Source organism: Citrobacter sp. RHBSTW-00599 (genome assembly GCF_013784065.1).
GTDB classification, from domain to species: domain Bacteria; phylum Pseudomonadota; class Gammaproteobacteria; order Enterobacterales; family Enterobacteriaceae; genus Citrobacter; species Citrobacter braakii.
Map to the genome: position 1 here is coordinate 1,857,798 of NZ_CP056717.1, position 24,946 is coordinate 1,882,743.

The 24,946-nt window shown below is 53.2% G+C and carries 24 protein-coding genes; 5 read left to right on the plus strand and 19 right to left on the minus strand.

All coding sequences use genetic code 11. From position 1 onward, the window contains the following. Positions 1–31 precede the first annotated feature (31 nt). Positions 32–778 (plus strand): GntR family transcriptional regulator, encoded by a 747-nt coding sequence (locus HV243_RS08910; protein ID WP_053388837.1) that lies wholly within the window; start codon positions 32–34, stop codon positions 776–778. Here the strand turns inward: HV243_RS08910 and HV243_RS08915 are convergent. Genes HV243_RS08915 through HV243_RS08925 form a run of 3 tightly spaced genes read right to left on the minus strand, consistent with a single transcriptional unit; the run spans position 752 to position 3,992 of the window. After that, on the minus strand, positions 752–1,717 hold the full coding sequence (locus HV243_RS08915; RefSeq protein WP_053388838.1) for a PfkB family carbohydrate kinase: 966 nt from the start codon (positions 1,715–1,717) through the stop codon (positions 752–754). The genes HV243_RS08910 and HV243_RS08915 overlap by 27 nt on opposite strands. Further along, a complete protein-coding gene (locus HV243_RS08920) occupies positions 1,714–2,718 on the minus strand; it encodes an ADP-ribosylglycohydrolase family protein (protein WP_053388839.1) in 1,005 nt (334 codons plus the stop codon). The genes HV243_RS08915 and HV243_RS08920 overlap by 4 nt, the downstream gene beginning before the upstream one ends. Next, entirely contained in the window at positions 2,715–3,992 is a 1,278-nt protein-coding gene (locus HV243_RS08925) for a nucleoside permease (RefSeq protein WP_016153674.1), read from the minus strand. The genes HV243_RS08920 and HV243_RS08925 overlap by 4 nt, the downstream gene beginning before the upstream one ends. Positions 3,993–4,244: 252 nt before the next feature. On the opposite strand from HV243_RS08925, the gene fbaB reads away from it, so the two are divergent. Beyond that, positions 4,245–5,297 carry a class I fructose-bisphosphate aldolase gene (fbaB, locus tag HV243_RS08930; RefSeq protein WP_016153672.1) on the plus strand — a complete coding sequence of 351 codons (1,053 nt, stop codon included), beginning with the start codon at positions 4,245–4,247 and terminating at the stop codon, positions 5,295–5,297. Positions 5,298–5,319: 22 nt separating this feature from the next. Here fbaB and yegS read toward each other — a convergent pair whose 3' ends face one another. The 7 genes from yegS to HV243_RS08965 form a co-directional block, all read right to left on the minus strand. Next, complete coding sequence (yegS, locus tag HV243_RS08935; protein ID WP_046275436.1) at positions 5,320–6,219, minus strand: lipid kinase YegS; 900 nt, start codon at positions 6,217–6,219, stop codon at positions 5,320–5,322. A gap of 131 nt (positions 6,220–6,350) precedes the next feature. Further along, positions 6,351–7,082, minus strand: a complete 732-nt coding sequence (gene artJ, locus HV243_RS08940; RefSeq protein ID WP_053388840.1) for an arginine ABC transporter substrate-binding protein ArtJ — start codon at positions 7,080–7,082, stop codon at positions 6,351–6,353. A 246-nt stretch (positions 7,083–7,328) separates the two neighbouring features. After that, positions 7,329–7,997: an arginine ABC transporter permease ArtM gene (gene artM, locus HV243_RS08945; RefSeq protein WP_016153669.1), complete on the minus strand. Its 669-nt coding sequence runs from the start codon at positions 7,995–7,997 to the stop codon at positions 7,329–7,331. Then, positions 7,997–8,713: an arginine ABC transporter permease ArtQ gene (gene artQ, locus HV243_RS08950; RefSeq protein WP_016153668.1), complete on the minus strand. Its 717-nt coding sequence runs from the start codon at positions 8,711–8,713 to the stop codon at positions 7,997–7,999. Before artQ ends, artM begins: the two co-directional genes overlap by 1 nt. Before the next feature lie 6 nt (positions 8,714–8,719). Further along, positions 8,720–9,451 (minus strand): arginine ABC transporter substrate-binding protein ArtI, encoded by a 732-nt coding sequence (artI, locus tag HV243_RS08955; RefSeq protein WP_016156951.1) that lies wholly within the window; start codon positions 9,449–9,451, stop codon positions 8,720–8,722. A gap of 16 nt (positions 9,452–9,467) precedes the next feature. Next, positions 9,468–10,196: an arginine ABC transporter ATP-binding protein ArtP gene (artP, locus tag HV243_RS08960; protein WP_016156950.1), complete on the minus strand. Its 729-nt coding sequence runs from the start codon at positions 10,194–10,196 to the stop codon at positions 9,468–9,470. A gap of 225 nt (positions 10,197–10,421) precedes the next feature. Continuing rightward, positions 10,422–10,937 carry a lipoprotein gene (locus HV243_RS08965; RefSeq protein ID WP_053388841.1) on the minus strand — a complete coding sequence of 172 codons (516 nt, stop codon included), beginning with the start codon at positions 10,935–10,937 and terminating at the stop codon, positions 10,422–10,424. A 251-nt stretch (positions 10,938–11,188) separates the two neighbouring features. Between HV243_RS08965 and HV243_RS08970 the strand changes: the two genes are divergently transcribed. Then, positions 11,189–11,512, plus strand: coding sequence for a heavy metal-binding domain-containing protein (locus HV243_RS08970; RefSeq protein WP_001160725.1), 324 nt, complete (start codon positions 11,189–11,191; stop codon positions 11,510–11,512). Further along, entirely contained in the window at positions 11,509–12,339 is an 831-nt protein-coding gene (locus tag HV243_RS08975; protein WP_016156948.1) for an N-acetylmuramoyl-L-alanine amidase, read from the plus strand. Before HV243_RS08970 ends, HV243_RS08975 begins: the two co-directional genes overlap by 4 nt. Here HV243_RS08975 and HV243_RS08980 read toward each other — a convergent pair. The 4 genes from HV243_RS08980 to poxB all read right to left on the minus strand — a co-directional run bounded on the left by HV243_RS08980 (position 12,336) and on the right by poxB (position 17,644). Further along, positions 12,336–13,349, minus strand: a complete 1,014-nt coding sequence (locus HV243_RS08980; protein WP_016153664.1) for an NAD(P)-dependent oxidoreductase — start codon at positions 13,347–13,349, stop codon at positions 12,336–12,338. The two genes, HV243_RS08975 and HV243_RS08980, sit on opposite strands and share 4 nt — an antisense overlap. A gap of 94 nt (positions 13,350–13,443) precedes the next feature. After that, positions 13,444–14,877: an SDR family oxidoreductase gene (locus HV243_RS08985; RefSeq protein WP_053388865.1), complete on the minus strand. Its 1,434-nt coding sequence runs from the start codon at positions 14,875–14,877 to the stop codon at positions 13,444–13,446. Between the two features lie 10 nt (positions 14,878–14,887). Continuing rightward, the gene (gene ltaE / locus HV243_RS08990; protein WP_016153662.1) at positions 14,888–15,889 is read right to left on the minus strand and encodes a low-specificity L-threonine aldolase; all 1,002 of its coding nucleotides are present in this window, start codon (positions 15,887–15,889) and stop codon (positions 14,888–14,890) included. A 36-nt stretch (positions 15,890–15,925) separates the two neighbouring features. Continuing rightward, positions 15,926–17,644, minus strand: coding sequence for a ubiquinone-dependent pyruvate dehydrogenase (gene poxB, locus HV243_RS08995; protein WP_049281964.1), 1,719 nt, complete (start codon positions 17,642–17,644; stop codon positions 15,926–15,928). 152 nt (positions 17,645–17,796) lie between these two features. On the opposite strand from poxB, the gene HV243_RS09000 reads away from it, so the two are divergent. Further along, a complete protein-coding gene (locus tag HV243_RS09000; RefSeq protein WP_016156945.1) occupies positions 17,797–18,231 on the plus strand; it encodes a DoxX family membrane protein in 435 nt (144 codons plus the stop codon). A gap of 72 nt (positions 18,232–18,303) precedes the next feature. Here the strand turns inward: HV243_RS09000 and HV243_RS09005 are convergent, their stop codons facing one another. The 5 genes from HV243_RS09005 to aqpZ form a co-directional block, all read right to left on the minus strand. Next, positions 18,304–19,920, minus strand: coding sequence for an FAD-NAD(P)-binding protein (locus tag HV243_RS09005; protein ID WP_053388842.1), 1,617 nt, complete (start codon positions 19,918–19,920; stop codon positions 18,304–18,306). 201 nt (positions 19,921–20,121) lie between these two features. Next, the gene (hcr, locus tag HV243_RS09010; RefSeq protein WP_016153658.1) at positions 20,122–21,090 is read right to left on the minus strand and encodes an NADH oxidoreductase; all 969 of its coding nucleotides are present in this window, start codon (positions 21,088–21,090) and stop codon (positions 20,122–20,124) included. Between the two features lie 10 nt (positions 21,091–21,100). Beyond that, positions 21,101–22,753: a hydroxylamine reductase gene (gene hcp / locus HV243_RS09015; protein ID WP_016153657.1), complete on the minus strand. Its 1,653-nt coding sequence runs from the start codon at positions 22,751–22,753 to the stop codon at positions 21,101–21,103. A gap of 155 nt (positions 22,754–22,908) precedes the next feature. After that, the gene (locus HV243_RS09020; protein WP_053388843.1) at positions 22,909–23,808 is read right to left on the minus strand and encodes a lysine exporter LysO family protein; all 900 of its coding nucleotides are present in this window, start codon (positions 23,806–23,808) and stop codon (positions 22,909–22,911) included. 142 nt (positions 23,809–23,950) lie between these two features. Continuing rightward, entirely contained in the window at positions 23,951–24,646 is a 696-nt protein-coding gene (gene aqpZ, locus HV243_RS09025) for an aquaporin Z (protein ID WP_003840208.1), read from the minus strand. Positions 24,647–24,946 lie beyond the last annotated feature (300 nt).

The window sequence follows — 24,946 nt, forward strand, 5'->3', positions numbered from 1 at the left end:
GGCTGCAGAAACGGCTGCAGGAAAAAGATAAATGGAACAAGCGCATACCCAGCTTATCGCGCAACTGAATGAACGTATTTCCGCGGCAGATAACACGCCGCTGTATATGAAATTTGCGCAAACGGTGAAAAACGCTGTGCGTAGCGGGATTCTGGAGCATGGAAACATCCTGCCCGGCGAGCGCGATCTCAGCCAGTTGACTGGCGTTTCGCGAATTACGGTTCGTAAGGCGATGCAGGCCCTGGAAGAAGAAGGCGTCGTGACGCGCGCCCGCGGTTACGGGACGCAGATCAATAACATCTTCGAGTATTCGCTAAAAGAAGCGCGTGGTTTTTCACAGCAGGTGGTGTTGCGCGGTAAAAAACCAGATACGCTGTGGGTTAACAAGCGGATTGTGCCTTGCCCGGAAGAGGTAGCGCAGCAGCTGGCTGTTGCCACGGGGAGTGACGTCTTCTTGCTCAAGCGCATTCGCTACGTAGATGAAGATGCGGTTTCTATTGAAGAGTCATGGGTTCCTGCCCATCTAATCCATGACGTGGATGCCATCGGCGTTTCACTGTATGACTATTTTCGCAGCCAGTATATTTTCCCGCAGCGCACGCGCTCACGTGTCAGTGCCCGAATGCCTGACGCAGAATTCCAGGCGCACATTCAAATGGACAGCAAAGTGCCGGTGCTGGTGATCAAGCAGGTAGCGCTTGACCAGCAGCAACGGCCTATTGAATACAGCATCAGCTATTGTCGAAGCGATCTATACGTGTTTGTGTGCGAGGAGTAACGCCTCGCGCGTAGGGGCGCAATCGCCCCCGCGATGCCCTACCACCCAGGACGCCACGGCGTTTCCAAGCAGTACCGCGTCAGCCAGCGACCAGCCAGACGCCAGTCCCGCCAGCATGCCGCCAGCGTGGCTGTCACCAGCGCCAATGGTATCAACGACCGCTGTCGCAAATGCCGGTATGCAACCGGAAGTTTGCGTGCTGAAATACCACGCACCGTCTTTATCGTGGCGTACCACCACCGGTGTGGCAAAACGTTGCACCCATTGTGCGCCAAAACCTTCTATATCCTGGCTTAATGCAAACCGCTCGGCGGCAATTTCCGCCTCCTGCCGATTGAGCGATACCAGTGGACGGCAGGCCATAATTCTTGCCAGTAAGGGCTCGGGAATGTCGCCGATGCGTGGGCCAAAATCGATAAACGGCGTCACTTCCTCCAGCTCTTCCAGCCAATGCACCAGCAACTCACCACACGGAGAGGCTAACTGATAGCCCGAGAGATAAACCAGGCTGTGACGTGGGATCTCCAGCTGTGCCAGCCAGTCAGCGTTCCACTGATTTTCGACGCCACTAAAGGACATAAAGGTACGTTCGCCATCCGGCTCGACCAGAGCCAGGCACCAGCCGTTATCGCCTGCGGCGTTATCGATCAGGCTGTGCAGTCCCTCTTTTGCCATCCGGTTGCGGATAATATCGGCCCACACCCCCTGACCCAGCGGTAAAGCATTACTGGCGTCGATACCTAACCGCTTGAGTGCTACGGCAATATTGAGCGCGCAGCCGCCAACGTTCACCCCTTGCTGTTTGAGTTCAATGTCACATCCGCGCCAGGGAAGGGCATACGCATCGGCAATGACATCAATCACCGCCGCACCCACCACCGTAACGGGTCGCTGTGTGCGTAACTGCGGGAGAAGTTGTTGCAGACGCGTGGTGCTCATAGTGCCTCCCGCTGCTCGCGCAGTCGCATCAATCCACTGGCGTAGCGGATAAAGTCCAGCTGATTTACCGCATCGAGCTCATGTTTCAATGCCGGATTAATCGCACTTACGCCGTGGAGCGCGCCACAAATGGCGGTTGCCATCGCCCCGATGGTGTCGGTATCGCCCCCGAGGTTCGCACACAGAATGGCGCAGCGGTTAGGATCGGTCTGCGCCAGCTCAACCATAGCGATGGCGCAAGGCACGGATTCAATGGTGCTGGTTCCGGCCCCTACAACCTGATACAACTGCTCGCAGGCAGACTCAATGCCGTCAGCGTTACGGACAATTTTCAGCGCCAGTTCAAGGCGTGCAGAGAGCGATGCGCTAAAGGTAGTGATCCTTTTTTGCTGCGCATGCCGGGCAATGGCTGGCAGCGCGTCGACAATCTCTGACCATTTTCCGCCGTCGATAGCGCGTGATACCGCCCATGCGACCACCACTGCGCCAGCGATAGCCAAATCCGATTTATGCGTCGGGCTGGAGGCTAATGCCACATCATCGATAAAGGCATCGAGATCGCGCGCGGGGAGCAGACATCCCAGCGGTGAAACGCGCATTGCCGCTCCGTTGGTAACGCCGCTATTTTCCAGTTCGGCGACAGGTTTGCCGTCGCGAATGGCTTTTAGGGCAATTTTTGAGGTCGGGCCGAGCACGTTTTTATTAAAAGCATCAAAACGTTCGGCCCAGGCCAGAATATTGCGGCCAATAACGTCGGGTACAATCTCTCCGTCGCACTCAAGCAGGGCATCAGCCAGACACAGCGCCATGGAGGTGTCATCAGTGAACTCCGCCTGGTTAAAATAGCAGGCGGCATTATTCTCCGCAGGGCCGGGTAAAAAACGGTCGATCCAACCGAAATGGGCTTTAACCCGGGTTCTTGGCCACAGTTCCGACGGCATACCCATCGCATCCCCTAACGCCTGCCCATAAAGAGCACCGAGAATACGTTCTGCTTTCATTTTACTTCCCCTTGTTTCAACGCTACATCGCGATCGTCCACCTTAATGGCGGTGATTTCTTTATCTGACTCGCGAAAGAAAATCATAAACATTACGGCAATGACGGCGATCATGACCGCGCCAAATCCCCACATGCCAGCCCAGTTAAAGGTAAGACCATTCACCGGTTCCTGATAAGCAAACATTTTTTCCATCATCACGCCGCCCAGACGATAACCGAGCAGGCTACCGAATCCCTGACAGCAGAGGGTGATAAGCCCTTGCGCCGCGGTGCGCATATGTACGGGCGCTTTTTTATCGACATAAATGTAGGCTGTGACGTAGTAGAAGTCGTAACTGACGCCGTGCAGCAGAATGCCGAGAAACAGCAGGGCGTAAGTGAAATATTCTTCCGCGCCGCCGTAAACAAAAAATCCGTAGCGGATAGCCGCAGTAATAAGACCAAGCAGCAATACCTTTTTAATGCCAAAGCGTTTGGTGAAAAACGGTAGCGCCAGCATAAAGAAGATTTCAGAGAACTGGCCCAGCGTCATCCAGCCGGTGGCGTTTTTCATCCCGACTTCTGTCAGATAACCGTTGGCGAAGATGTAATAGAACGCCAGCGGCATCGCGAACAGAAAAGAGCAAAAGAAAAAGACGAGGAAGTTCTTATCCCGCAGCAGGATCAGCGCATCCAGACCCAGCATGACCTTGAAATCCATTTTGCCGGTACTTTTCGGCGGCGTATCCGGTAAAAAGAACGCAAAGACGCCTAACAGAGCGGAGCTTCCGGCAGTGATAAGCAGAGGAATATTGGTAGGGGAGATGTCACTATAGCCAAGCATTTGCGGTAAGAAACCGCAGGCCAAACCAGAGGCGATCCAGCCAATGGTCCCCATCACACGGATGCGCGGGAAATCACGTTCAACGTCACTGACGTTGGCAAAAGCGATACTGTTGGTCAGCGCAATCGTCGGCATATAGGTCAACGAATAGGCCAGTAACAGCGGGAAAAATCCGCTGAAGGTGGTTTGCTGGGCGGCGAAGTACATCAAAATAGCGCCGACGAACATCAGCACCGCCAGCACTTTTTGCGCGGAGAAAAAACGGTCAGTGACAGAACCGACCAGGATGGGCGACAGGATCGCAGCAATCGCGGTACAGGCGTAGGACCAGCCGATCTCCCCGGCGCTAAAGCCACTTTTACTCAGCCACAGCCACAGCGGTACAAACCAGGCGCCCCAGATAAACCACTCTACAAACATCATGAACGACAGCTTAACTGTAGTTTTCATCTTTAAATCCTTCATGACAGGTAAGGTACGCACTGATAGTACCATTCGATAATACCTTTAAAATACCTTTGAGGTCTAAATTTGACCGCCTTAACATTATTTCTTCCTGAATCGAGCCAGCAGAAGTTGCTGAAAAGTGCGCTAAAGATGGAAAAAAAACGCAGTCGGTACCAGGCTTATTGCTGCCCGCAACAAAGCGGGTCAGGACAATCCACATTCCGGTTTCAAATCGGAACTTACGGGAGCATAGCTATGACTGATATTGCGCAGTTGCTTGGCAAAGATGCCGACAACCTTTTACAGCATCGTTGTATGACCATTCCTTCTGACCAACTTTACCTGCCTGGACATGATTACGTCGATCGCGTGATGGTGGATAACAACCGTCCGCCAGCGGTGCTGCGTAATATGCAAACGCTGTATAACACGGGCCGACTGGCCGGGACAGGTTATCTGTCGATTCTACCGGTGGATCAGGGCGTGGAACACTCCGCGGGGGCATCGTTCGCGGCTAACCCGCTGTACTTTGATCCGAAGAATATTGTGGAACTGGCTATCGAAGCAGGGTGTAACTGCGTGGCATCGACCTATGGCGTGCTGGCTTCCGTCTCCCGTCGCTACGCGCACCGCATTCCGTTTCTTGTAAAAATTAACCACAACGAAACGCTGAGCTACCCCAATACGTTTGACCAGACGCTGTATGCCAGCGTAGAACAGGCATTCAATATGGGCGCGGTTGCGGTAGGGGCAACCATCTATTTCGGTTCAGAGGAGTCCCGTCGCCAGATTGAAGAGATTTCTGCGGCGTTCGAGCGTGCTCATGAACTGGGCATGGTCACCGTGCTGTGGGCGTATCTGCGTAACTCCGCGTTTAAAAAAGATGGCGTGGATTACCATGTTTCCGCCGATCTCACCGGGCAGGCTAACCATCTGGCAGCCACTATCGGGGCGGATATCGTTAAGCAGAAAATGGCGGAAAATAACGGCGGGTATAAAGCAGTCAACTTTGGCTACACCGACGATCGCGTTTACAGCAAGCTGACCAGCGACAACCCAATTGACCTGGTGCGTTATCAACTGGCGAACTGCTATATGGGGCGCGCCGGATTAATTAACTCTGGCGGTGCGGCTGGCGGCGAAACCGATCTGAGCGATGCGGTACGTACGGCGGTGATTAACAAACGTGCTGGCGGCATGGGGCTGATTCTTGGACGAAAAGCATTCAAGAAAACCATGGCTGACGGCGTTAAGCTGATTAACGCCGTGCAGGATGTTTATCTGGACAGCAAAGTCACCATTGCCTGATTCCAGTTGGGGTGTCGTCGTGTTAACGCAGTAGTGGACAACCCGGCGGCAGTCTGCAACGTAGCGCTGCGGGCAGGATTTCAATATGAAATTCTTGTCCGCTAAGCGGTTCGCCATCGAGATTAAACGTAATTTCGTGCGGGGCGCGGATATCAAACCACGATGATGCGCCTTCGATGATGTTAGGGTTGTCTTCGGATTGCGTTAACGCCGAAAGCAGCCCTGGCAGCAGCTCTTCGCCGGTAAAAATACGCAGTTGCAGCAGACCATCGTTGATCAGCGCCGTCGGGCAAAGCTGTTGCCCACCACCGGCCTGACGACCATTACCGATACCAATGACCAGCGCCTTACCCTGCCAGTGAAAATCTTCCCCACGAATGTCGCAGATGTCGGGTTTGAGCGTATCCATGCGCATTAATCCGTGAATAAAGTACGATACGCCACCTAATGCGGCCTTGAGTTTTTCTGGCGTCTCGCTGGTGATGCGTGTACCGAAGCCGCCGGTCGCCATATTGATAAAACAGGTTTTATCATTGACCTGAACCATATCGATATCAGTCGCATTTCCGGCGATAGCCAGTTTTAACGCCTTATCAAGGGCGTCGGGTATGCCTACGCTGGTTGCAAAATCATTCGCCGTTCCCAACGGTAAAATACCTAGCGCCGGGATATTGCCGCCCTGCGACTGGATCAGCGCCGTCGAGACTTCGTTAATTGTGCCGTCGCCGCCGCCGGCAATCACCGTTGCAACACCTAACTGGCGAGCTTCATCAACGTAGCGTTGTGCGTCGCCTTTTTCCCAGGTAACGCGAACATGGATTTCCACGCCTTCATCGCGTAGCTCTGCAATGACATCACGCAGGGGGAGATTATCAGCACTTTTTCCGTTGAGGATCAGTAAACTGGCAGGGAACGCTATCATCCGTTTGCCTCACTTTTTTTCGTTTTAACAAGTGTACGCCAGGAATGGGTTTATGGCGTAAGAACTGACTGAAAGCGAAGGCGAAGAGATAAAAAAAGCCGCAGGATGCGGCTTTTCAGATTGGGTGGACGTTACTGTGGGAACCACTGATCGCTGATTTTTTGGTACGTGCCGTCAGCTTTGATTGCGGCCAGCGCGCTATTCAGTTTTTCCAGCAGGGCTTTGTTATCCGGGCGAACCGCAATGCCAAGACCAGTACCGAAGTATTGTGGGTCGGTCACTTTGTCAGTGGCTACACCTAACTGTGGGTTGGTTTTCAGCCACTCGTTAACCACGGCGGTATCGCCAAATACGCCATCAATACGACCATTTTTCAGGTCGATAATCGCATTCTGATAGCTGTCGTAGGCCACGGTTTTCACTTCAGGGTGTTTGTCCTGCAGGTATTTCTGGTGCGTGGTACCGTTTTCCATGCCAATGCGTTTCCCTTTTAGGTCGGCAAAGGTTTTATAGGTGTCTTTTTTCGCAATCACCAGCGCGGAGTTTGCATAGTAAGGCTGAGTAAATGCCACCTGCTTGCTACGCTCAGGCGTGATGTCCATTCCGGAAATCACCGCATCATATTTTTTGAATTTCAGCGCGGGAATCAAGCTATCAAAAGCATGATTGGTGAAAGTACAGTCAGCCTGCATTTGTTTGCACAGTGCCGTTGCCAGGTCGATGTCAAAACCGACAATTTTATTGCTTGCATCCAGTGACTCAAATGGCGGATAAGTCGCTGATACACCGAAACTAATTTTATCAGCAGCTGAGGTGCCTGCGGCGAAAGTAGCAAGTAATGCGGCCAGTACTAACTTTTTCATGGTGGAACTCCCGTCTGTCAATCTTATGATTATTTACCGTGTCTGCGGCGTGAATTAACAATGCCATTTAATGAATTTATATGCAATAAAAATGATTAACTATTTTTTCTGATATAAAAAAAGACGGACAATTTAGGTTGTTGTCCGTCTTTTTTATTTTGGCTTTATGCATATTCACCGGAGAGTGTACAACGGAAGATGAATCGTAGCCTGATAAGCGTAGCGCCATCAGACATAAAAACCGATTTAATTCCGGTGTTCAAACGCCAGCGCTTTACGTTCGATCAAGCGCATCATCAGCGTCAGCAAACCGTTGACGATCAGGTAAATCACACCCGCCGCGCCGAAAACCATGACGTCATAAGTGCGACCGTACAGCAGCTGACTATAGCCCATGACTTCCATCAGCGTGATGGTGTATGCCAGTGAGGTACTTTTAAACACCAGCACCACTTCGTTGGAATACGAGGAGAGGGCGCGTTTAAAGGCGTACGGCAACAGAATCGCCAGCGTATCCTTCTTACTCATCCCCAACGCTCCACAGGACTGCCACTGGCCTTCCGGGATTGCGCGGATAGCACCGTAGAACAGTTGAGTGGTATAAGCCGCACTGTTTAACGATAGCGCAATTAAGGCGCACAGCCACGGTTCAGAGAGCAGGTGCCACAGTACCGGATACTCCTGTAGCGTCGGGAACTGCCCTGGCCCGTAGTAGATCAGGAAGATTTGCACCAGCAGCGGAGTACCGGTAAACAACGTGATATAGGCGCGAACCAACCAGACCACAATCGGCGTTTTTAGCGTCAGGATGACGGTGAAAACCAGCGCCAGCACCAGAGCAACCACGATGGAGGCGACCGTCAGCGTCAGGCTGGTATGCAGCCCTTTTAACAATTCAGGTAAATACTCAAGCATCAGCCTGGTCTCCGCTCAAATCGTGTCGCGCGCAGGTCAATGCGTTTGAGAATGTACTGACTCACCAGCGTAATCACCAGGTAAATAGCCGCCGCCACAATGTACCAGGTAAACGGCTCCTGGGTACGGGTGGCAATGCTCTTGGTTTGCAGCATCAGATCGTTCACGCTGATAAGGCTGACCAGCGCGGTATCTTTCAGCAATACCAGCCACTGGTTACCCAGTCCCGGCAGAGCGTGACGCCACATCTGCGGCATCACCAGGCGAAAGAAGATCGCGGCTTTAGACAAACCCAACGCCTGACCTGATTCCCATTGTCCGAGTGGTACGGCCTTCAGCGCGCCACGCAGCGTTTGCGACGCGTAAGCCGCATACAGCAATGACAGCGCAATTACACCGCACAGGAACGGGCTGACGTCGAAGTTTTCGATCTGCATCTGAACCGGGATTTGTACAAACCCGAGATTGATCGTAAAGCCATCGGCCAGCGTCAGCAGCAGCTGTGAAGAGCCGAAATAGATGAACAGAACCACCAGAATTTCCGGCAGACCACGCAGGATGGTGACCAGGGCTGAACCCGTCCATGCCACTGGACGCCATTTTACTGACTCCCAGACGGCAAAAAACATGGCGAGCGCGAGGCCAATAATCAGCGCACAAACGGCAAGGCCGACGGTCATCCCGGCGGCGCTTGCTAAAGGAAAAAATTCATTCATCAAGTATTACTTCTGGAACCATTTGTTGTAGATGGTCTCGTAAGTCCCATCTTTCTTCACTTTTTCCAGCGCAGCGTTAAATTTCTGCTGCAGCTCGGTATTGCCCTGGCGCACAGCGATGCCCAGACCCGTACCGAAGTAATCTTTATCCGTCACTTTGTCGCCAACTGCGGCCAGCTTTGGATTGTCTTTCAGCCATTCGGTCACCACTGCGGTATCACCAAATACGCCGTCAATACGACCATTTTGCAGATCGAGTTTGGCATTCTGGTAGCTGTCATACGGTACGGTGGTCACTTCCGGATGTTTATCCATGATGAATTTCTGGTGCGTAGTACCGTTTTGTACACCGACTTTTTTGCCTTTCAGCTGGTCAATGCCGGTGTATTTACCCTGTTGGCCAACAAACAGGGCAGAGTTGTCGTAATACGGGGTGGTGAACAGAACCTGTTTTTCACGCTCTGGCGTGATGTCCATACCGGCCATCACCGCGTCAAAACGACGGAATTTCAGGCTCGGGATCAGGCTGTCGAAGGCCTGATTGGTGAAGGTACAGGTCGCGTCAATCTCTTTACACAGCGCATTCGCCAGATCAACGTCAAACCCTACGATTTTGTTATTCGCATCAATAGATTCAAACGGAGGATAAGACGCTTCGGTGGCGAAACGAATGGTTTGGGCTGCGGTAGCGGAAAGGCTAAAACCTGCGATTAGCGCGGCAATCAGAACTTTTTTCATTGTATTGTCCCGAATCTTAGTGAGAGAGATAGTTTTTAAACGCTTCGGTTTGCGGGTTGGCAAAGCAGCTCGCATCCCCAAACTCGACGATATGACCGTTTTCCATATACACCACACGGCTGGCCGTTTTACGTGCAACTTCCACTTCGTGGGTGACGATCACCTGAGTAATGTTGGTTTCCGCCAGTTCACGAATGATGCTGACGATTTGGGCAGTAATTTCCGGATCAAGCGCTGCGGTAGGTTCATCAAACAGCAGCACCTGCGGCTCCATCATCAACGCGCGGGCAATGGCCACACGCTGTTGCTGGCCACCGGAGAGATGCAGTGGGTAGCGATCGCTGTACGGCTTCAGGCGCAGACGTTCCAGCAATTTTTCGGCACGCGCCAGCGCTTGATCTTTTGTCAGACCCAGTACGCGGCAGGGCGCTTCAATCAGATTCTGCACAACCGTGAGATGCGGCCAAAGGTTGTATTGCTGGAAGACCATGCCCACGTTCTGACGCAGCTCCCGAATGGCTTTGTCTGACGGGGTCTTCGTGAAGTCGAAACGGTTACCCGCAATAGAGAGTGTGCCCGAGCGCGGCATCTCAAGCAGGTTGAGTACGCGCAGCAGCGAGCTTTTCCCGGCTCCACTTGGGCCAAGTAACACCAGTGTTTCACCCTGAGGGCAATCCAGCGTGATATCGAACAGCGCCTGATGTGCGCCGTAGAAGCAGTTAATGCCGTTTAATTGAATACTCATTGACACTCGATACTGGCAGTCTGATAGCTATTGAAGCCGCAGATACTACCTTTGACAGAATAGTTATGCAATATTTATGCGTTAAAAGTTAAATGCAAACCGCATTCTTATCTAAACATAGCACAAAATAGCGGGGCCACCAGTGGGCAAGAATAATTGTCGGCATTCTATGCAGAATGCCAGACAATTTATGGGGGTTATGATTCAGGCGGGTGAATGGGGCGGTTAGCGGTTTTCGACAGACTGGCGCAGCGTCCCGGCTGGCGCGTGTACGCTGCCGCCCAGATAGCGGACATCGTCAACTACCCAGCACTGGCCTTCGCGGATCATCAGCACTTCATCACGCCAGCTTTGGTCACCCTGTTTAAGCTCTACGCGCAGCGGAATGTTGCGTGCATCACTATTCGGAATGGTCGATGCGCTGGCGACGCTGGCACTGTCCGGTAACGTAGCGCGACTAGAGAACGGATCGCTGTTAAACAGATCGCGATACGCGTTATCACGGCTGGCATCGTTCAGCAGTTTCGCCAGGTTGTCGCTGAGGTACGGACGAAGGGGGGTAATGTCATTGTTTCGGTGCTGAATACGGTAATCATAGAATTGTTGAGCCACGCTGTCTGGCCCGCCTTCTACGCATGAGCCGCTACGCGTGCCGTTATCTTTGTAGGCCGGCGTTACGGTAGTACAGGCGCTGAGAAGTAGTGCACATGGAACCAGCAGAGAGAGTTTCGAGTAGCGCATAATGATTTCCTTATTAGCTTTCTACTATTAGTGTTCTACGTTGATTTACATGTCATACTTCAAGTTGCTTGTGCGTTGGCTACGTGCGTTCACCCCAGTCACATAGTTATCTATGCTCCTGGGGATTCACTCTCTTGCCGCCTTCCTGCAACTCGAATTATTTTGTGTAAAGAATATATCCTTTCAATGATAGTGGATCGGTTCGATAATGCTTTTGAGATCGTGCTCTTAGCGCAAAAAGGAGATTTACCATGCAGTTTTCGACTACCCCTACGCTGGAAGGGCAGAGCATCGTGGAATACTGCGGTGTTGTGACTGGCGAAGCCATTTTAGGCGCGAATATCTTCCGCGATTTCTTCGCCGGCATTCGCGATATCGTCGGCGGTCGCTCCGGCGCGTATGAAAAAGAACTGCGTAAAGCGCGTGAGATTGCTTTTCAGGAGCTTGGTGAACAGGCAAAAGCGCTCGGTGCTGATGCGGTTGTCGGTATCGATATCGATTACGAAACCGTAGGCAAAGACGGTAGCATGCTGATGGTGAGCGTCAGCGGCACCGCGGTGAAAACTCGCCGATGAAGCGTCTGCTGTCTCTCCTGGCATTAACGCTGCTGCTGGTAGGATGTGCTGGCGAAAAAGGGATTGTCGACAAAGATGGGTATCAGTTAGATACCCGTCGTCAGGCGCAGGCTGCTTACCCGCGCATTAAAGTGCTGGTTATCCATTACACGGCCGATGATTTCGACTCTTCTCTGGCTACGCTGACCGATAAAAACGTCAGCTCGCACTATCTGATCCCGGCAGTGCCGCCGCTCTACCACGGCAAACCGCGTATCTGGCAACTGGTGCCGGAAAAAGATCTGGCCTGGCATGCGGGGATTAGCTTCTGGCGCGGCGCTACGCGAATTAACGATACCTCGATCGGCATTGAGCTGGAAAACCGCGGCTGGCAAAAATCGGCGGGCAGCAAGTATTTTGCGCCGTTTGAACCCGCGCAAATTCAGGCGTTAATCCCCTTGGCGAAAGATATTATTGCCCGTTATGACATAAAACCACAGAACGTGGTGGCCCATGCGGATGTCGCACCGCAGCGCAAGGACGATCCAGGTCCGCTGTTTCCATGGGAAGAACTGGCCGCTCAGGGAATTGGCGCGTGGCCGGATGCTCAGCGGGTGGCGTTTTATCTTGCCGGGCGAGCGCCCGATACACCGGTAGAAACCTCATCATTGCTCGATCTGCTGTCGCGCTATGGTTATGAGGTAAAACCTGAAATGACGCCGCGTGAACAGCGGCGGGTGATTATGGCCTTCCAGATGCACTTCCGCCCGACGTTGTGGAACGGCGTGGCGGATGCAGAAACTCAGGCGATTGCCGAAGCGTTACTGGAGAAATACGGGCAGGGTTAACGCGGCAGCTTGCCGTGGTCACGCAGCCAGGCCGCGGTACGCTCAATCCCTTCATCCAGCGTCACAACGGGCTGATAACCTAATTCTTCCTGAGCGCGGGTGGTATCCAGCGTAAAGTCAAAATTCAGCTTCGAGACGCCGTAATGCGTAAGCTTTGGCTCTTTCGCCGATTTATTGCCTAACCGCTCCATGCTGCGGGCAATCATATCCAGCATCGGGTAGGGCACGGATCGGATACGACAATCAATATTTAGCTCGTCGATGAGTTTCTGCACAATACTGCGCAGGGTGCGATGCTCGCCGTTGGTAATGTTGTACGCACGACCCGACGGCAGATTATCGCAGGCTTGCTGACTTGCCAGCCACATCGCGTGCACCGCATTCTCGTAGTAGGTCATATCCACCAGCGCACTTCCGCCGTGCGGCAACAGAATGCTGCCGTAGTGGTACATCATATGGGCCAGGCGCGGGATAAAAACTTTATCGTGTGGTCCGAACAAGCTTTGCGGACGCAATACCGTAAAACGGGTCTGCGGGTTGGCCTGTGTCAGCAACGCAATCACATCTTCGCCAGCCGCTTTACTGCGGGCGAATTCATTGGCGAAGCGTTGGGGGCGGAAGTCCTCTTTGATATCGCGATGGTGGTGATAATCAAAATAGAGCGACGGTGATGAGATATGAATGAAGTTACGAACGCCCCAGGCCACGGCCCACTCGCCCAGACGGCGGGTTGCGCGAACGTTGGCCAGATCGAAGGCTTCCTGAGTTCCCCATGGTGAGGTAAAACTGGAGCAGTGCCACAGCGTATCGATACCGGCGAGCATCACTTTTGCCTGCGAAGAGACCAGCTCGGTCAAATCGGCATGCACAAACTCTGCGCCCATTTTCTCCAGCAGCTTGCCCATCGCTTCGTTGCGACCGGTAGCTCTGACGCTGACGCCTTTGCTGCATAAAAACTCAACCGCGTTTCGGCCTAAGCCGCTGGTGGCTCCGGTAACCAGTACCTTCATATCAATCCACTGTGTTTAAAAAACGTCGTGCGCATTCTTCCGTGAATTTCGTCTGTATGCAATGGGAAACATGAAAGAATACAGGCTCTTTTTATCATGAGTCTGTGATTTGTTCTGCAAGTTTAGCAATACGCTTCGCCATCCCTCTGAAAATGAACAGATGCGCCGGGATCATCAGCAGCCAATAGAAGAGGCCTGGCATGCCATGCGGATGCCACCAGGCGCGGACATCAATGCGTCGGTGGTCGCCTTTATCTTCCAACGTGAAGCTCAGACGACCCAATCCTGGCGCTTTCATCCCAAACAGCAGCGTCAGCTGTTTTTCTGGCTCAACGATGATAACTTTCCAGCTATCAACGGTATCGCCAACCTGCAACAGAGAGTGTTGCGGTCTGCCTTTCGCCAGCTTATGGCCGACCAGCAGGTCCAACGCCGCGCGCGTTTTCCATAAAATATTGCCAAAGAAATAGCCTTCTTTGCCGCCGAGGCGATTCACCACTTGCCACAGCGCCTGCCGACTGGCGGAGGTTTCAACGCTAAAGCCAGCTTGTTTAGCGAAATAGCCATATTCGGGGTGCCAGCGGGCAAATGCCTGCGCGTCGTAACCCCAGTCGCTGGAATTAACCAGCTTCTCTTCTTCTTTCAACGTGCTGCGCACCGCGTCATCAAAGGCAATCAGCTTTTGCGGGATCAGCGTGCGTAATTCAGTGTCATCGGCCAGCAGGTCGTGTTTTAACCCCTGTATCAGCGCTTTTGCCGTGGTCGGCGGCACTGACGTTATGACGTTCAAAAACCAGACCGAAATCCAGCGGGTAGGAAAGGGGACAGGGATGAGCAGGCGATGTTTACCGCTGACCGCCATAAAATGCTCGAACTGCTCCTGATAGCTCAATACCTGCGGCCCGGCGGCTTCGAGTACGCGGTGTTGGCGTGTAGGATGATCCAACAACGCCACCAGGTAGTACATTAAATTCTCCAGCGCGATAGGCGTGGTACGCGAGCGCACCCAGCGCGGAGGGGTGAGTACCGGCAGGTTGTAGACCATGTCGCGCATCACTTCAAAGGCGGCAGAACCTGCCCCTACGATAATACCAGCGCGCAATTCGGTCATCGGCACGCCTGATTCGCGCAGGGTGTCCGCGGTTATCTGTCGCGCACGCAGATGATCGGATTGTTCATGCCGGGGAGCCTGTAATGAGCTCAGGAAAATAAGCTGTTTGACTGGCGTATCACGTAGCGCATCGCGCACGTTCATTGCTACCTGGCGCTCATGGGCGATAAAATCACCGCCTTCTCCCATGCCATGGACCAGGTAATAGACCGTATCAACGCCGGTCAGCAGCGGCGTTAGGTTATCTGGCCAATTCAAATCGACCTTATGGCAACTGACGTTGGCCAACTGCTGCTTTTCCAGCCGCTCGATGCGGCGTGCCGCAGCCAGCACCTGATGCCCTTGCTGACTGAGCGCCTGTACCAGATGCTGACCAATGTAGCCACTGGCGCCAAGAACCAAAATCCGTTGCGGCACGCCCATCTCCTTAGCGGGTTAAAAAAGCGCGCCAGTGGGCGACGACTTCAGCAAGCTGTTCACGCGATACGTCCAGATGCATCACCAGACGCACAATCGGCGAGGCGTTAATCAGCACGCCTTGCGCTTTCATGTACTCGCCCAGTGCCGCAGCGTGTTCTTCGCCAACGCGGACAAACAGCATGTTGGTGTCGTGGCGCATGACGTCCGCTCCTGCTTCGCGCAGTTGTTCCGCCATCCAGGCGGCGTTGTCATGGTCTTCTTGTAAGCGCGACACGTTATTTTTCAGCGCATACAGTCCAGCCGCCGCCAGAATACCGGCCTGACGCATTCCGCCACCGGTCATTTTACGCCAGCGAATGGCGCGCTTGATGTACTCGTGGCTGCCGACCAGCAGTGAGCCTACCGGCGTTCCTAAACCTTTGGAAAGACAAATGGTGAACGAATCGCAGTATTGCGTGACATCTTTTAACTCACAGCCATAGGCGACGATGGCGTTAAAAATACGCGCGCCGTCGACATGCAGCGCAAGATTGCGCTCACGGGTGAATTCCCAGGCCTCTTTCAGATACTCGCGTGGTAGCACTTTGCCGTTGTGGGTGTTTTCCAGGCTGAGCAGACGCGTGCGGGCAAAATGGATATCGTCCGCTTTGATTTTTGCCGCCACTTTGTCCAGCGGCAAAGAGCCATCCGGCATGGCGTCGATAGGTTGCGGTTGAATGCTGCCGAGTACCGCTGCGCCACCCGCTTCGTAGAGATAGTTATGCGCGCCCTGACCGGCGATATACTCTTCGCCGCGCTGACAATGGCTGAGGAGAGCCACCAGGTTCGCCTGAGTGCCTGTGGGTAAGAAAATTGCGGCTTCTTTGCCAGCAAGCTCGGCTGCGTATTGCTGGAGGGCGTTAACGGTAGGGTCATCACCGTAGACGTCGTCCCCGACCGGGGCGGCCATCATCTCTTCGAGCATGGCGCGACTTGGTCGGGTGACGGTATCACTGCGTAAATCAATCACGGGCATTCCTTTTTAAGTGAGGTAATGCCCTCTGTTTTACCTGAGCCAGTTAGTTTTCGCCAGTTCGATCACTTCATCACCGCGCCCGCTGATGATTGCGCGCAGCATATACAGGCTAAAACCTTTAGCTTGTTCGAGTTTGATCTGCGGCGGGATCGCCAGTTCTTCTTTCGCGACGACCACATCGACCAGCACCGGACCGTCAATCGACATCGCCCTTTGCAGCGCTTCATCAACCTCTGAGGATTTCTCCACGCGAATGCCCGTGATGCCGCAAGCCTCGGCAATCCGTGCGAAATTTGTATCGTGCAGTTCGGTGCCGTCGGTCAGATAACCGCCAGCTTTCATCTCCATCGCCACAAACCCCAACACGCTGTTGTTGAAGACAATAATCTTCACCGGCAGCTTCATTTGCACGACCGACAGAAAGTCGCCCATCAGCATGCTAAAACCGCCGTCACCGCACATTGCGACAACCTGGCGTCCCGGTTCGGTTGCTTGTGCGCCGAGCGCCTGCGGCATGGCATTGGCCATCGACCCGTGGTTAAACGAACCGATCAGACGGCGTTTACCGTTCATTTTCAGATAACGTGCCGCCCACACCGTTGGTGTGCCAACGTCGCAGGTGAAGATGGCGTCGTCAGCGGCAAAATGGCTGATCTGCTGCGCCAGATACTGCGGATGAATGGCTTTATCGCTGGGTTTGGCTAAATCATCCAGCCCTTTACGCGCCTCACGATAGTGTTCCAGCGCTTTATCCAGGAACTGCCGATCGGTTTTTTCTTCCACCAGCGGCAGCAGGGCGCGGAGTGTGGATTTAATATCGCCTACCAGCGCCATATCAACTTTACTGTGCGCGCCAATGCTCGCCGGATTGATATCAATCTGAATAATCTTGGCGTCGGTGGGGTAGAACGGGCGATAGGGGAATTGGGTACCGAGCAGGATCAGCGTGTCGGCATTCATCATGGTATGGAAGCCGGATGAAAAGCCGATCAGCCCGGTCATGCCCACGTCGTAAGGGTTGTCGTACTCCACATGCTCTTTACCACGCAGGGCGTGCACAATCGGCGCTTTTATTTTAGCAGCAAACTCAACCAGTTCTTTATGCGCACCGGCGCAGCCACTGCCACACATCAGGGCGATATTGCTGGAGTAGCGTAGCAGTTGCGCTAGTTTTCTGAGCTCTTCTTCTTCCGGAGTGACCACCGGGAGCGGCGCATGATACCAGTGAGTGCTGGCGCTTTCAGGTGCTGGCTTCAGCGCAACGTCGCCGGGTAATACCACCACGGAGACGCCGCGGTTGAGCACCGCTTTACGCATGGCAATTGCCAGCACCTGTGGGATCTGTTCAGGGCTGGAAACCAGCTCGCAATAGTGGCTACATTCGCGAAACAACTCTTGCGGGTGGGTCTCCTGAAAATAACCGCTGCCTATCTCACTGGATGGAATGTGTGCAGCAATTGCCAGCACCGGGACGTGGTTGCGGTGGCAATCAAACAGGCCGTTAATCAGGTGCAGGTTGCCTGGTCCACACGAGCCTGCGCAGACGGCCAGTTCTCCCGTCAACTGCGCTTCAGCGCCCGCGGCGAAGGCCGCAACCTCTTCATGACGGGTTGGCATCCAGTCAATCGTTCCCATACGATTCAGACTGTCACTAAGGCCATTTAGCGAGTCACCCGTCACACCCCAAATGCGTTTAACGCCAGCTTGTTCGAGTGTTTTAGCAATAAAAGCGGCAACCGTTTGTTTCATGGTTTTCCTTCTCCTTTAATGTGATACCGGTTACAAGTTTAGATGAAGATAATAGTTATGCTTATCATTACCTCTTATTTCCGGCAGGTTTCATTAAGCCTGTATTAAGCGTAGTTTGTTATTGGACATGGTGAAACAAGGAATAAATTCAAATGGTTATAAAACTATTAAATACAGTTAACCGGGTACTGACTCATGAAGATTTTGGCAAGTTTTTGTTACGTATTGCCGTGGGGGGATTAATGCTGTTTCATGGGCTGCATAAACTGTTCGCGGGTATTGATGGCATCAGTGGCATGCTGATAGCGAAAGGTTTCCCTGGCTTTATTGCGTATGGCGTTCTGCTGGGAGAGGTTGTGGCACCGTGCCTGATTATTCTTGGGATCCTGACGCGTCCGGCGGCGTTGGGGCTGGCGTTTACGATGGTGGTGGCATGGCTGATGGTCGGGATGGGTGAAACCTGGTCACTGGATAAAACCGGCGCATGGGCAATTGAAAGTCTGGTGTATTTCTTCATCGGCGCTCTGGCCGTGGCATTTTTGGGCGCGGGGCGTTTCTCCGTTGCCGGAAACTCGGCCTGGCGATAGTTTGCCATCCGAGAATCAAGACAGAGGCGGGGACGCGATAACCTATCTCCGCCTCGCCATTAAGTCTGGCCGCTAATCCATCTCGTCACTGCTCCACAGTTTGTGCCGACGTTTCAGTGCTCGTTGCGTCAATGCCTTTGCCATCGCGGCGCCTATTTCAGCGCTAACCACCAGCCCCTGAATAAAGGGACGGTCGTGCATCAACCACGGCAATCCGCCAAAGGCGATGCGGTTGCGGGCGTTTTCCGGCGCTTGCAGCGTGTAATCTTCGCCGATATCCGGGATCTCATCGCCACAGGCCAGCAGTTGATCGCGTAGCGTTGGGAACGGAATATCTTTGCTCTGCAATGCCCGTTGTCCTCGGGCGTCAATAAATACATCAAATTCACTGCGCTGACCGTGGTGGTAAATGACCGTCCTTTCCTGCTCATTCGTACGCTCATAATCTTTGCCGAGTGCGAGGATCTCAATCAGTCCGGCATCGTGCAGAGCCAGCAATCGGCGGATAGATTCAGACGGGATTGCCGCATAGTTATCAATAAAGACGCGCGCCAGTCCGTGCCTGAAACGTTTTTCGTCGCGAGCATCAAGATGAGGAACGATCTCTTCAATAATCTCGTGTAGGCGCAATAAGGTATAGCGCCAGGCGACGGTATGTTGTTCCTGCTTGTTGCGTTCAACCTCCACCAGGTTACGCCTCGCCCAGTCAAAAGGGTCATGCTTGAGCCTGTCGGCAAAATAGACCTCGGGGAATGTGTCAGCGTTAAGCGTTGCAAGTGCAACCTGTTGGCACCACCCAGGGGCCGCGTCTTGCAGTTGTTGCACAATAAGCCGGAAGATGCGGTCCAGTAATCCGTTTTGGCCCTCGGCAATGGCGTTTTCAATCGCTTCTTGCGTCGCGATATTCAGCGGTTCATAGGGAAGAGGGCAGTAAAAATCCGCTTCAGGCAGCACACCGCTGCGCGACATCAGGGTCAGCTTCAGGTTTTGGCTGTCGGGTTTACGCGTGAACTGCAGTGAACGGTCGGTATTGGTGGTGAAGGTACCATGCTGACTGACCACGGCCATCGCCGCGTCGATAGCGCTTAGCGAGGTGCCCAGAATACCCACCCTGCAAGCGCTAATCTGCGCCTCCATCAGGCCGGTCCACGGACTGGGGAAAAACTTGCGTGCTTGAGCATCAGTTTCTGGCCACAGATGACCGCTGGCGATAGCGGCGAAATCCACTTCGACGGGCTGTGACGCGTGATTGATCCACAGGGAGACCCCAGTCGGGTTTGCTTGCAGGTCGGTGACTTTACTTGATTCAAATACGCGAATTGTGAACCCGGATCTTTGCGCTTTATCGACAATGGCTAAAAAACGATCGCGATAATAGTCGCCGAGGATCACGCGGGGCAAAAATTGCCGCTCATGCAACGATGTACGTTCAAGCCGAAACTGCGCCAGGTATTCATCGCTTTGATTCTGTAGCCACGTCAGATAACTGATATAAATCGGCGGGATCTCAATGCTGGCTATATTGGCCAGCATGTGGTCTGCGTTGTTGTCGCTGTTATAAGGCATGCCTACGCCAGCTTCCTCAGCTTGCTCATAAAGCTGTATCTCCAGCGGTTCACCGCGCTCAACGAGGGCATGAAACGTATAAATTCCGGTGGGACCTACGCCGACGATGGCCACTTTTTTCATGGGGATCCTTTGTAGAAAGTTCGACGTGGTAGTCGGGGTTTTGCTTAACCTGTGCCAGGTAAGTGTGGTCGATAATTCGCGAGAGGAAGACGGTATTTTGCCTGGGAGGGGGAAAAAATAGGAATTTTGCAGCGTCTGACAGCATAAAAAAAGGCCACCCGATATAACCGGGTAGCCTTTTGTACATCAGATATCGGCCAATTACGCCAGCACTAAATCACCCTGCGGATGACAGGAGCAAGCCAGCACATAACCTTCAGCAATTTCTGCGTCGGTCAGCGTCATGGTGCTGCTGACCGTGTAGTTACCGTCAACCACTTTGGTTTTGCAGCAGCCGCAAACGCCCGCACGGCATGCGGCGACAACCGGCACTTTATTGCTTTCCAGCGCTTCCAGCAGCGTACTGCCTACCGGCGCATAAAACTCTTTTGCCGGCTGCAGTTTGGTGAACTTCAGACCGCTGGTGGCGGCTTCAGCTACTGGGGTGAAGAACTGCTCTTTAAAGAAGCGTGTCACGCCCAGCGCGTTGACTTCTTTCTCGACCAGATCCATATACGGCGCCGGGCCGCAGGTCATCACGGTGCGCGAAGCCAGGTCCGGTACGCTTTGCAGCAGTTCGGTGGTCAGTCGGCCGGAAACAAAACCGTCAGTGGCATTGTTTTCAGCAACTAAGGTCACCGGATACTCGCGCCATTCGTCGGCAAAAATGACATCTTGCGGTGAACGGACGTTAAAGATCACCTGCACATCTGCCTGTGGGCGGTATTTTGCCAACCAGCGACGCATTGACATGATTGGCGTGACGCCACAGCCAGCGGCCAGCATCAGGAACCTGTCTTCCGCTTTATCTTCACAGGTGAATTCACCCATTGCATCGGACAGCCAGATATAGTCGCCGCGCTTCACGTCGCGGGTTAACCACTGTGAGCCTGCGCCATCGTCAATGCGGCGGATGGTCAGCGTGATGTATTCGCTAACGCCAGGCGTTGAAGAGAGGGTGTAAGCACGCAGCGTGTCCGCTGAATTACGCACGCTGACCAGTGCATACTGCCCGGCGCGGTACGGATAATAGTCGTGGCACAGCAACGAAATTGTCCATACATCCGGCGTTTCCTGATGGATGTGATGAACCTGCATCCGCCATGGGCACTGATGAGTTGGCATTGTCATTCTTTACTCCTTACGCGCTCAGCAGTTGCTTCATGTCTTCTTCAACGGTGGTCACGGAACGCAGACCGAACTTCTCGTTGAGAACTGCCAGCAGGTCCGGCGTGAAGAAGCCAGGCGCAGTCGGGCCAGTGACGATGTTTTTCACACCCAGAGACAGCAGGGTCAGCAGAATGACAATCGCTTTCTGTTCGAACCAGGAGAGCACCAGAGACAGCGGCAGATCGTTCACGCCACAGCCCAGTTTCTCAGCCAGGGTTACCGCCAGGATGATGGCAGAGTATGCATCGTTACACTGACCTGCATCGACCAGACGCGGCAGACCTTCGATATCGCCGAACTCCAGTTTGTTGAAACGGTATTTACCGCACGCCAGAGTCAGGATCAGGCAGTCGTCCGGCACGCTGGTGGCGAAGTCGGTGAAGTAGTTACGTTCGCCACGCGCGCCATCACAACCGCCAACCAGGAAGATGTGACGCAGTTTTTCGCGGCTTACCAGGTCGATCAGGGTATCAGCAGCGCCCAGTAGAGTCTGACGACCGAAACCAACGGTGATCAGGTGCGGAATTTCGCTGTACGGGAAGCCCGCCATCTGCTGAGCCTGAGCAATTACCGGAGCGAAGTTGTCGCCTTCGAGGTGGCTTACACCCGGCCAACCGACGATGCTACGAGTCCAGATACGGTCATCGTAGGCACCAACGGTTGGGTCGATGATGCAGTTAGAGGTCATTACGATTGGGCCCGGGAAGCGGGCAAATTCAACCTGCTGATTCTGCCAGCCGCTGCCGTAGTTACCGATCAGGTGTTTGAACTTACGCAGTTCCGGGTAGCCGTGCGCCGGCAGCATTTCACCGTGGGTATAGACGTTAACGCCGGTACCTTCGGTCTGCTCCAGCAGGTTGTACAGATCTTTCAGGTCGTGACCGGAGATCAGGATGCACTTACCTTCGGTTGCTTTGACGTTGACCTGAGTTGGCGTCGGGTGGCCGTATTTAGTGGTTTCGCCAGCATCCAGAATGCTCATCACTTTGAAGTTCATCTGGCCGATTTCCATTGAGCACTCCAGCAGAGCGTTCATATCGGAAGGCCAGGTTCCCAGCCATGCCATGATTTTGTGGTACTGAGCGTAGATGTCGTTGTCGTACTGACCGAGAACGTGCGCGTGCTCCATGTAAGCTGCCGCACCTTTCAGGCCGTACAGGCACAGCAGACGCAGGCCGAGAATGTTCTCGCCGATGGCTGCTTTGTCTTTGTTCGGGGTAAATTCAGCGGCCTGACGTTGCAGGTCGCCCAGATCGTCGCTGACCAGTTGCAGATCGGCCATCGGGTTAGCGACCGCTGCGTTCGCGTCGATGTTCAGGCATTGCGCTTTCAGGGCGTCGCGCATGGCGATAGCTTCACGGGCATAGCCAACAATACGCGGGGAATCGAAGTTAACGTTGGTCAGCGTGGAGAAGAATGCACGCGGCGCAAAGTTATCAACCTCATGGTCGATGATGCCGTATTCACGTGCCTTAACAGCCCATGCAGACAGACCTTGTAGGGAAGCAATCAGCAGATCCTGCAAATCGGAGGTTTCAGCCGTTTTACCGCACATACCCTGCGCGTAAGAGCAGCCGTTTCCTGCCGGAGTACGGATGGTTTGTTCACATTGCACACAAAACATGGTCACACCTTTTAAAGTTATATTTAATATACATGTTTAAGGTTATGCCTGTGCGCGAAGGGATAAAAGGGATTTCTGCTACAACTTGCAGGGAGATTGATTTAGCGCAATTTTGGCGGTAGATGACTACCGCCAGAGAGGTATTTGTCCTGATGTCAGGCGGAGAAAAACGCCATCAGCAAAGGCACTAACAGACTCAGAATAAAGCCGTGGACGATGGCTGCCGGAACCATCTCCAGACCGCCGCTGCGTTGTAGCACCGGTAAGGTGAAATCCATTGATGTCGCGCCACATAGCCCCAGCGCGGTTGAGCGGCTGCGGCCCACCATTCCAGGAATCAACATAATGGCAATCAATTCGCGGGCCAGGTCATTAAAGAAGGCGGCGCTACCAATCACCGGCCCGAACGATTCGGTTAACAGAATACCGGACAGGGAGTACCAGCCAAAACCAGACGCCATCGCCAGCGCGGTTTTCAGCGGCAGGCCGAGGATCAACGCATTGATAACCCCCGCCAGCATCGAACTGGCGACGACGACCACCGCAACAATCATCCCCCGGCGATTCAGCACAATTTGCTTTAAGGTCATACCGCTGTTGCGCAGTTGAATCCCGACCAGGAACAGTAAAAAGATTAACGTATATTCGCTGGCTTCGGTGGCGTGCTGCAGAATAGGAAGACCGGTGAGGCCGAGCAGAAAACCCACGACGACGACGCCACAAAGCTGAAGCGACTCAAGTGCCATCGCAATTCGCGAGGGTAGCTTTTCTTGCTTGTGGTTATGTCGCCAGGGCAGTGAACGCTCCAGCCAGAACAGCGCCGCAATATTACACAACAAAATGACCGTCACGCTGACCGCAGAATAATGAAGAATGGCTAACAGGTTGCTGGCGAGATTATCCAGAAACGCCAGGCTGATACCCATAAAAAAGAGAATAAGGTAGACGATCCAGCTCAACAGGCGATTGATGAGTTTTAATGCAGCCCTGTACCGAAGCGGAATAAGGTAGCCCACAATAAGGGGAACCAGAATGATTAACAGCCCTGAAAACATGAAAACCAGATCCTTGCTGAGAGTAAGACGAAATGCGCCAGCACACACTACTCAATGCAAAGAAGGGAGTAAAGTTGCAAATAAAAGGAAATATAGCGGGAAAAAAAAGACCTGACTTGCGCCAGGCCTTTTTTGTTATCGATTAATCGCGTTTTTCCAGCAGAGTGCGGTAAATAAGACCGCCGAGGACCCCACCGATAATCGGCATAACCCAGAAGAACCACAATTGTTGCAATGCCCAGCCGCCCTGGAAGATGGCTACGGCGGTACTACGTGCCGGGTTAACGGAGGTGTTGGTAACCGGAATACTGATCAAGTGGATCAGGGTTAACGCCAGACCAATCGCAATAGGTGCAAAACCTGCCGGAGCATGTTTATCGGTCGCACCGTGGATCACTAATAAGAAACCAGCGGTCAAAATAATTTCAATTACGACGGCAGACAGCATTGAATAGCCGCCAGGTGAATGTTCACCAAAGCCGTTCGAGGCAAAACCACTGGCAGTTGCGTCAAAACCAGCTTTACCGCTGGCAATAAGATACAGTGCCGCTGCTGCAACAATACCGCCCACAACCTGAGCGATAACATAACCAATAACGTCTTTTGCCGGGAAGCGACCGCCCGCCCATAAACCGAAGGTCACCGCCGGGTTAAAGTGTCCGCCGGAAATATGACCTACGGCGAATGCCATGGTTAATACGGTCAAACCAAACGCCAGCGCGACACCGGCAAATCCAATACCCAACTCCGGGAATGCTGCGGCCAGAACTGCGCTACCGCACCCACCAAAGACGAGCCAAAACGTACCGAAGAATTCGGCTGCTAATTTCCTGAACATAACCACCTCAATTAAAAGTTCCGGGTTCGTGTTCCTTACCCGGTAATTCATCGCTAAAAGGGACGATGATGAAAGAGCCGGTATTTTAGAAAAAAACATCATCCCTTCGCCAGTTAAATTGATGAAAAAATTTGATTTAAGGCAATATGTTGTGATTCCTTTTTGAATATTGGATGAATGAAGCATAGTTCAATTAGCAAAACGGCGATGATTGAGTTCTGAAATAATATTCCAGGGAAAACATAAGAAGAATATTCTTATATTTTTTGATTTCTGCGACTAACCTCCTGATCATATCGG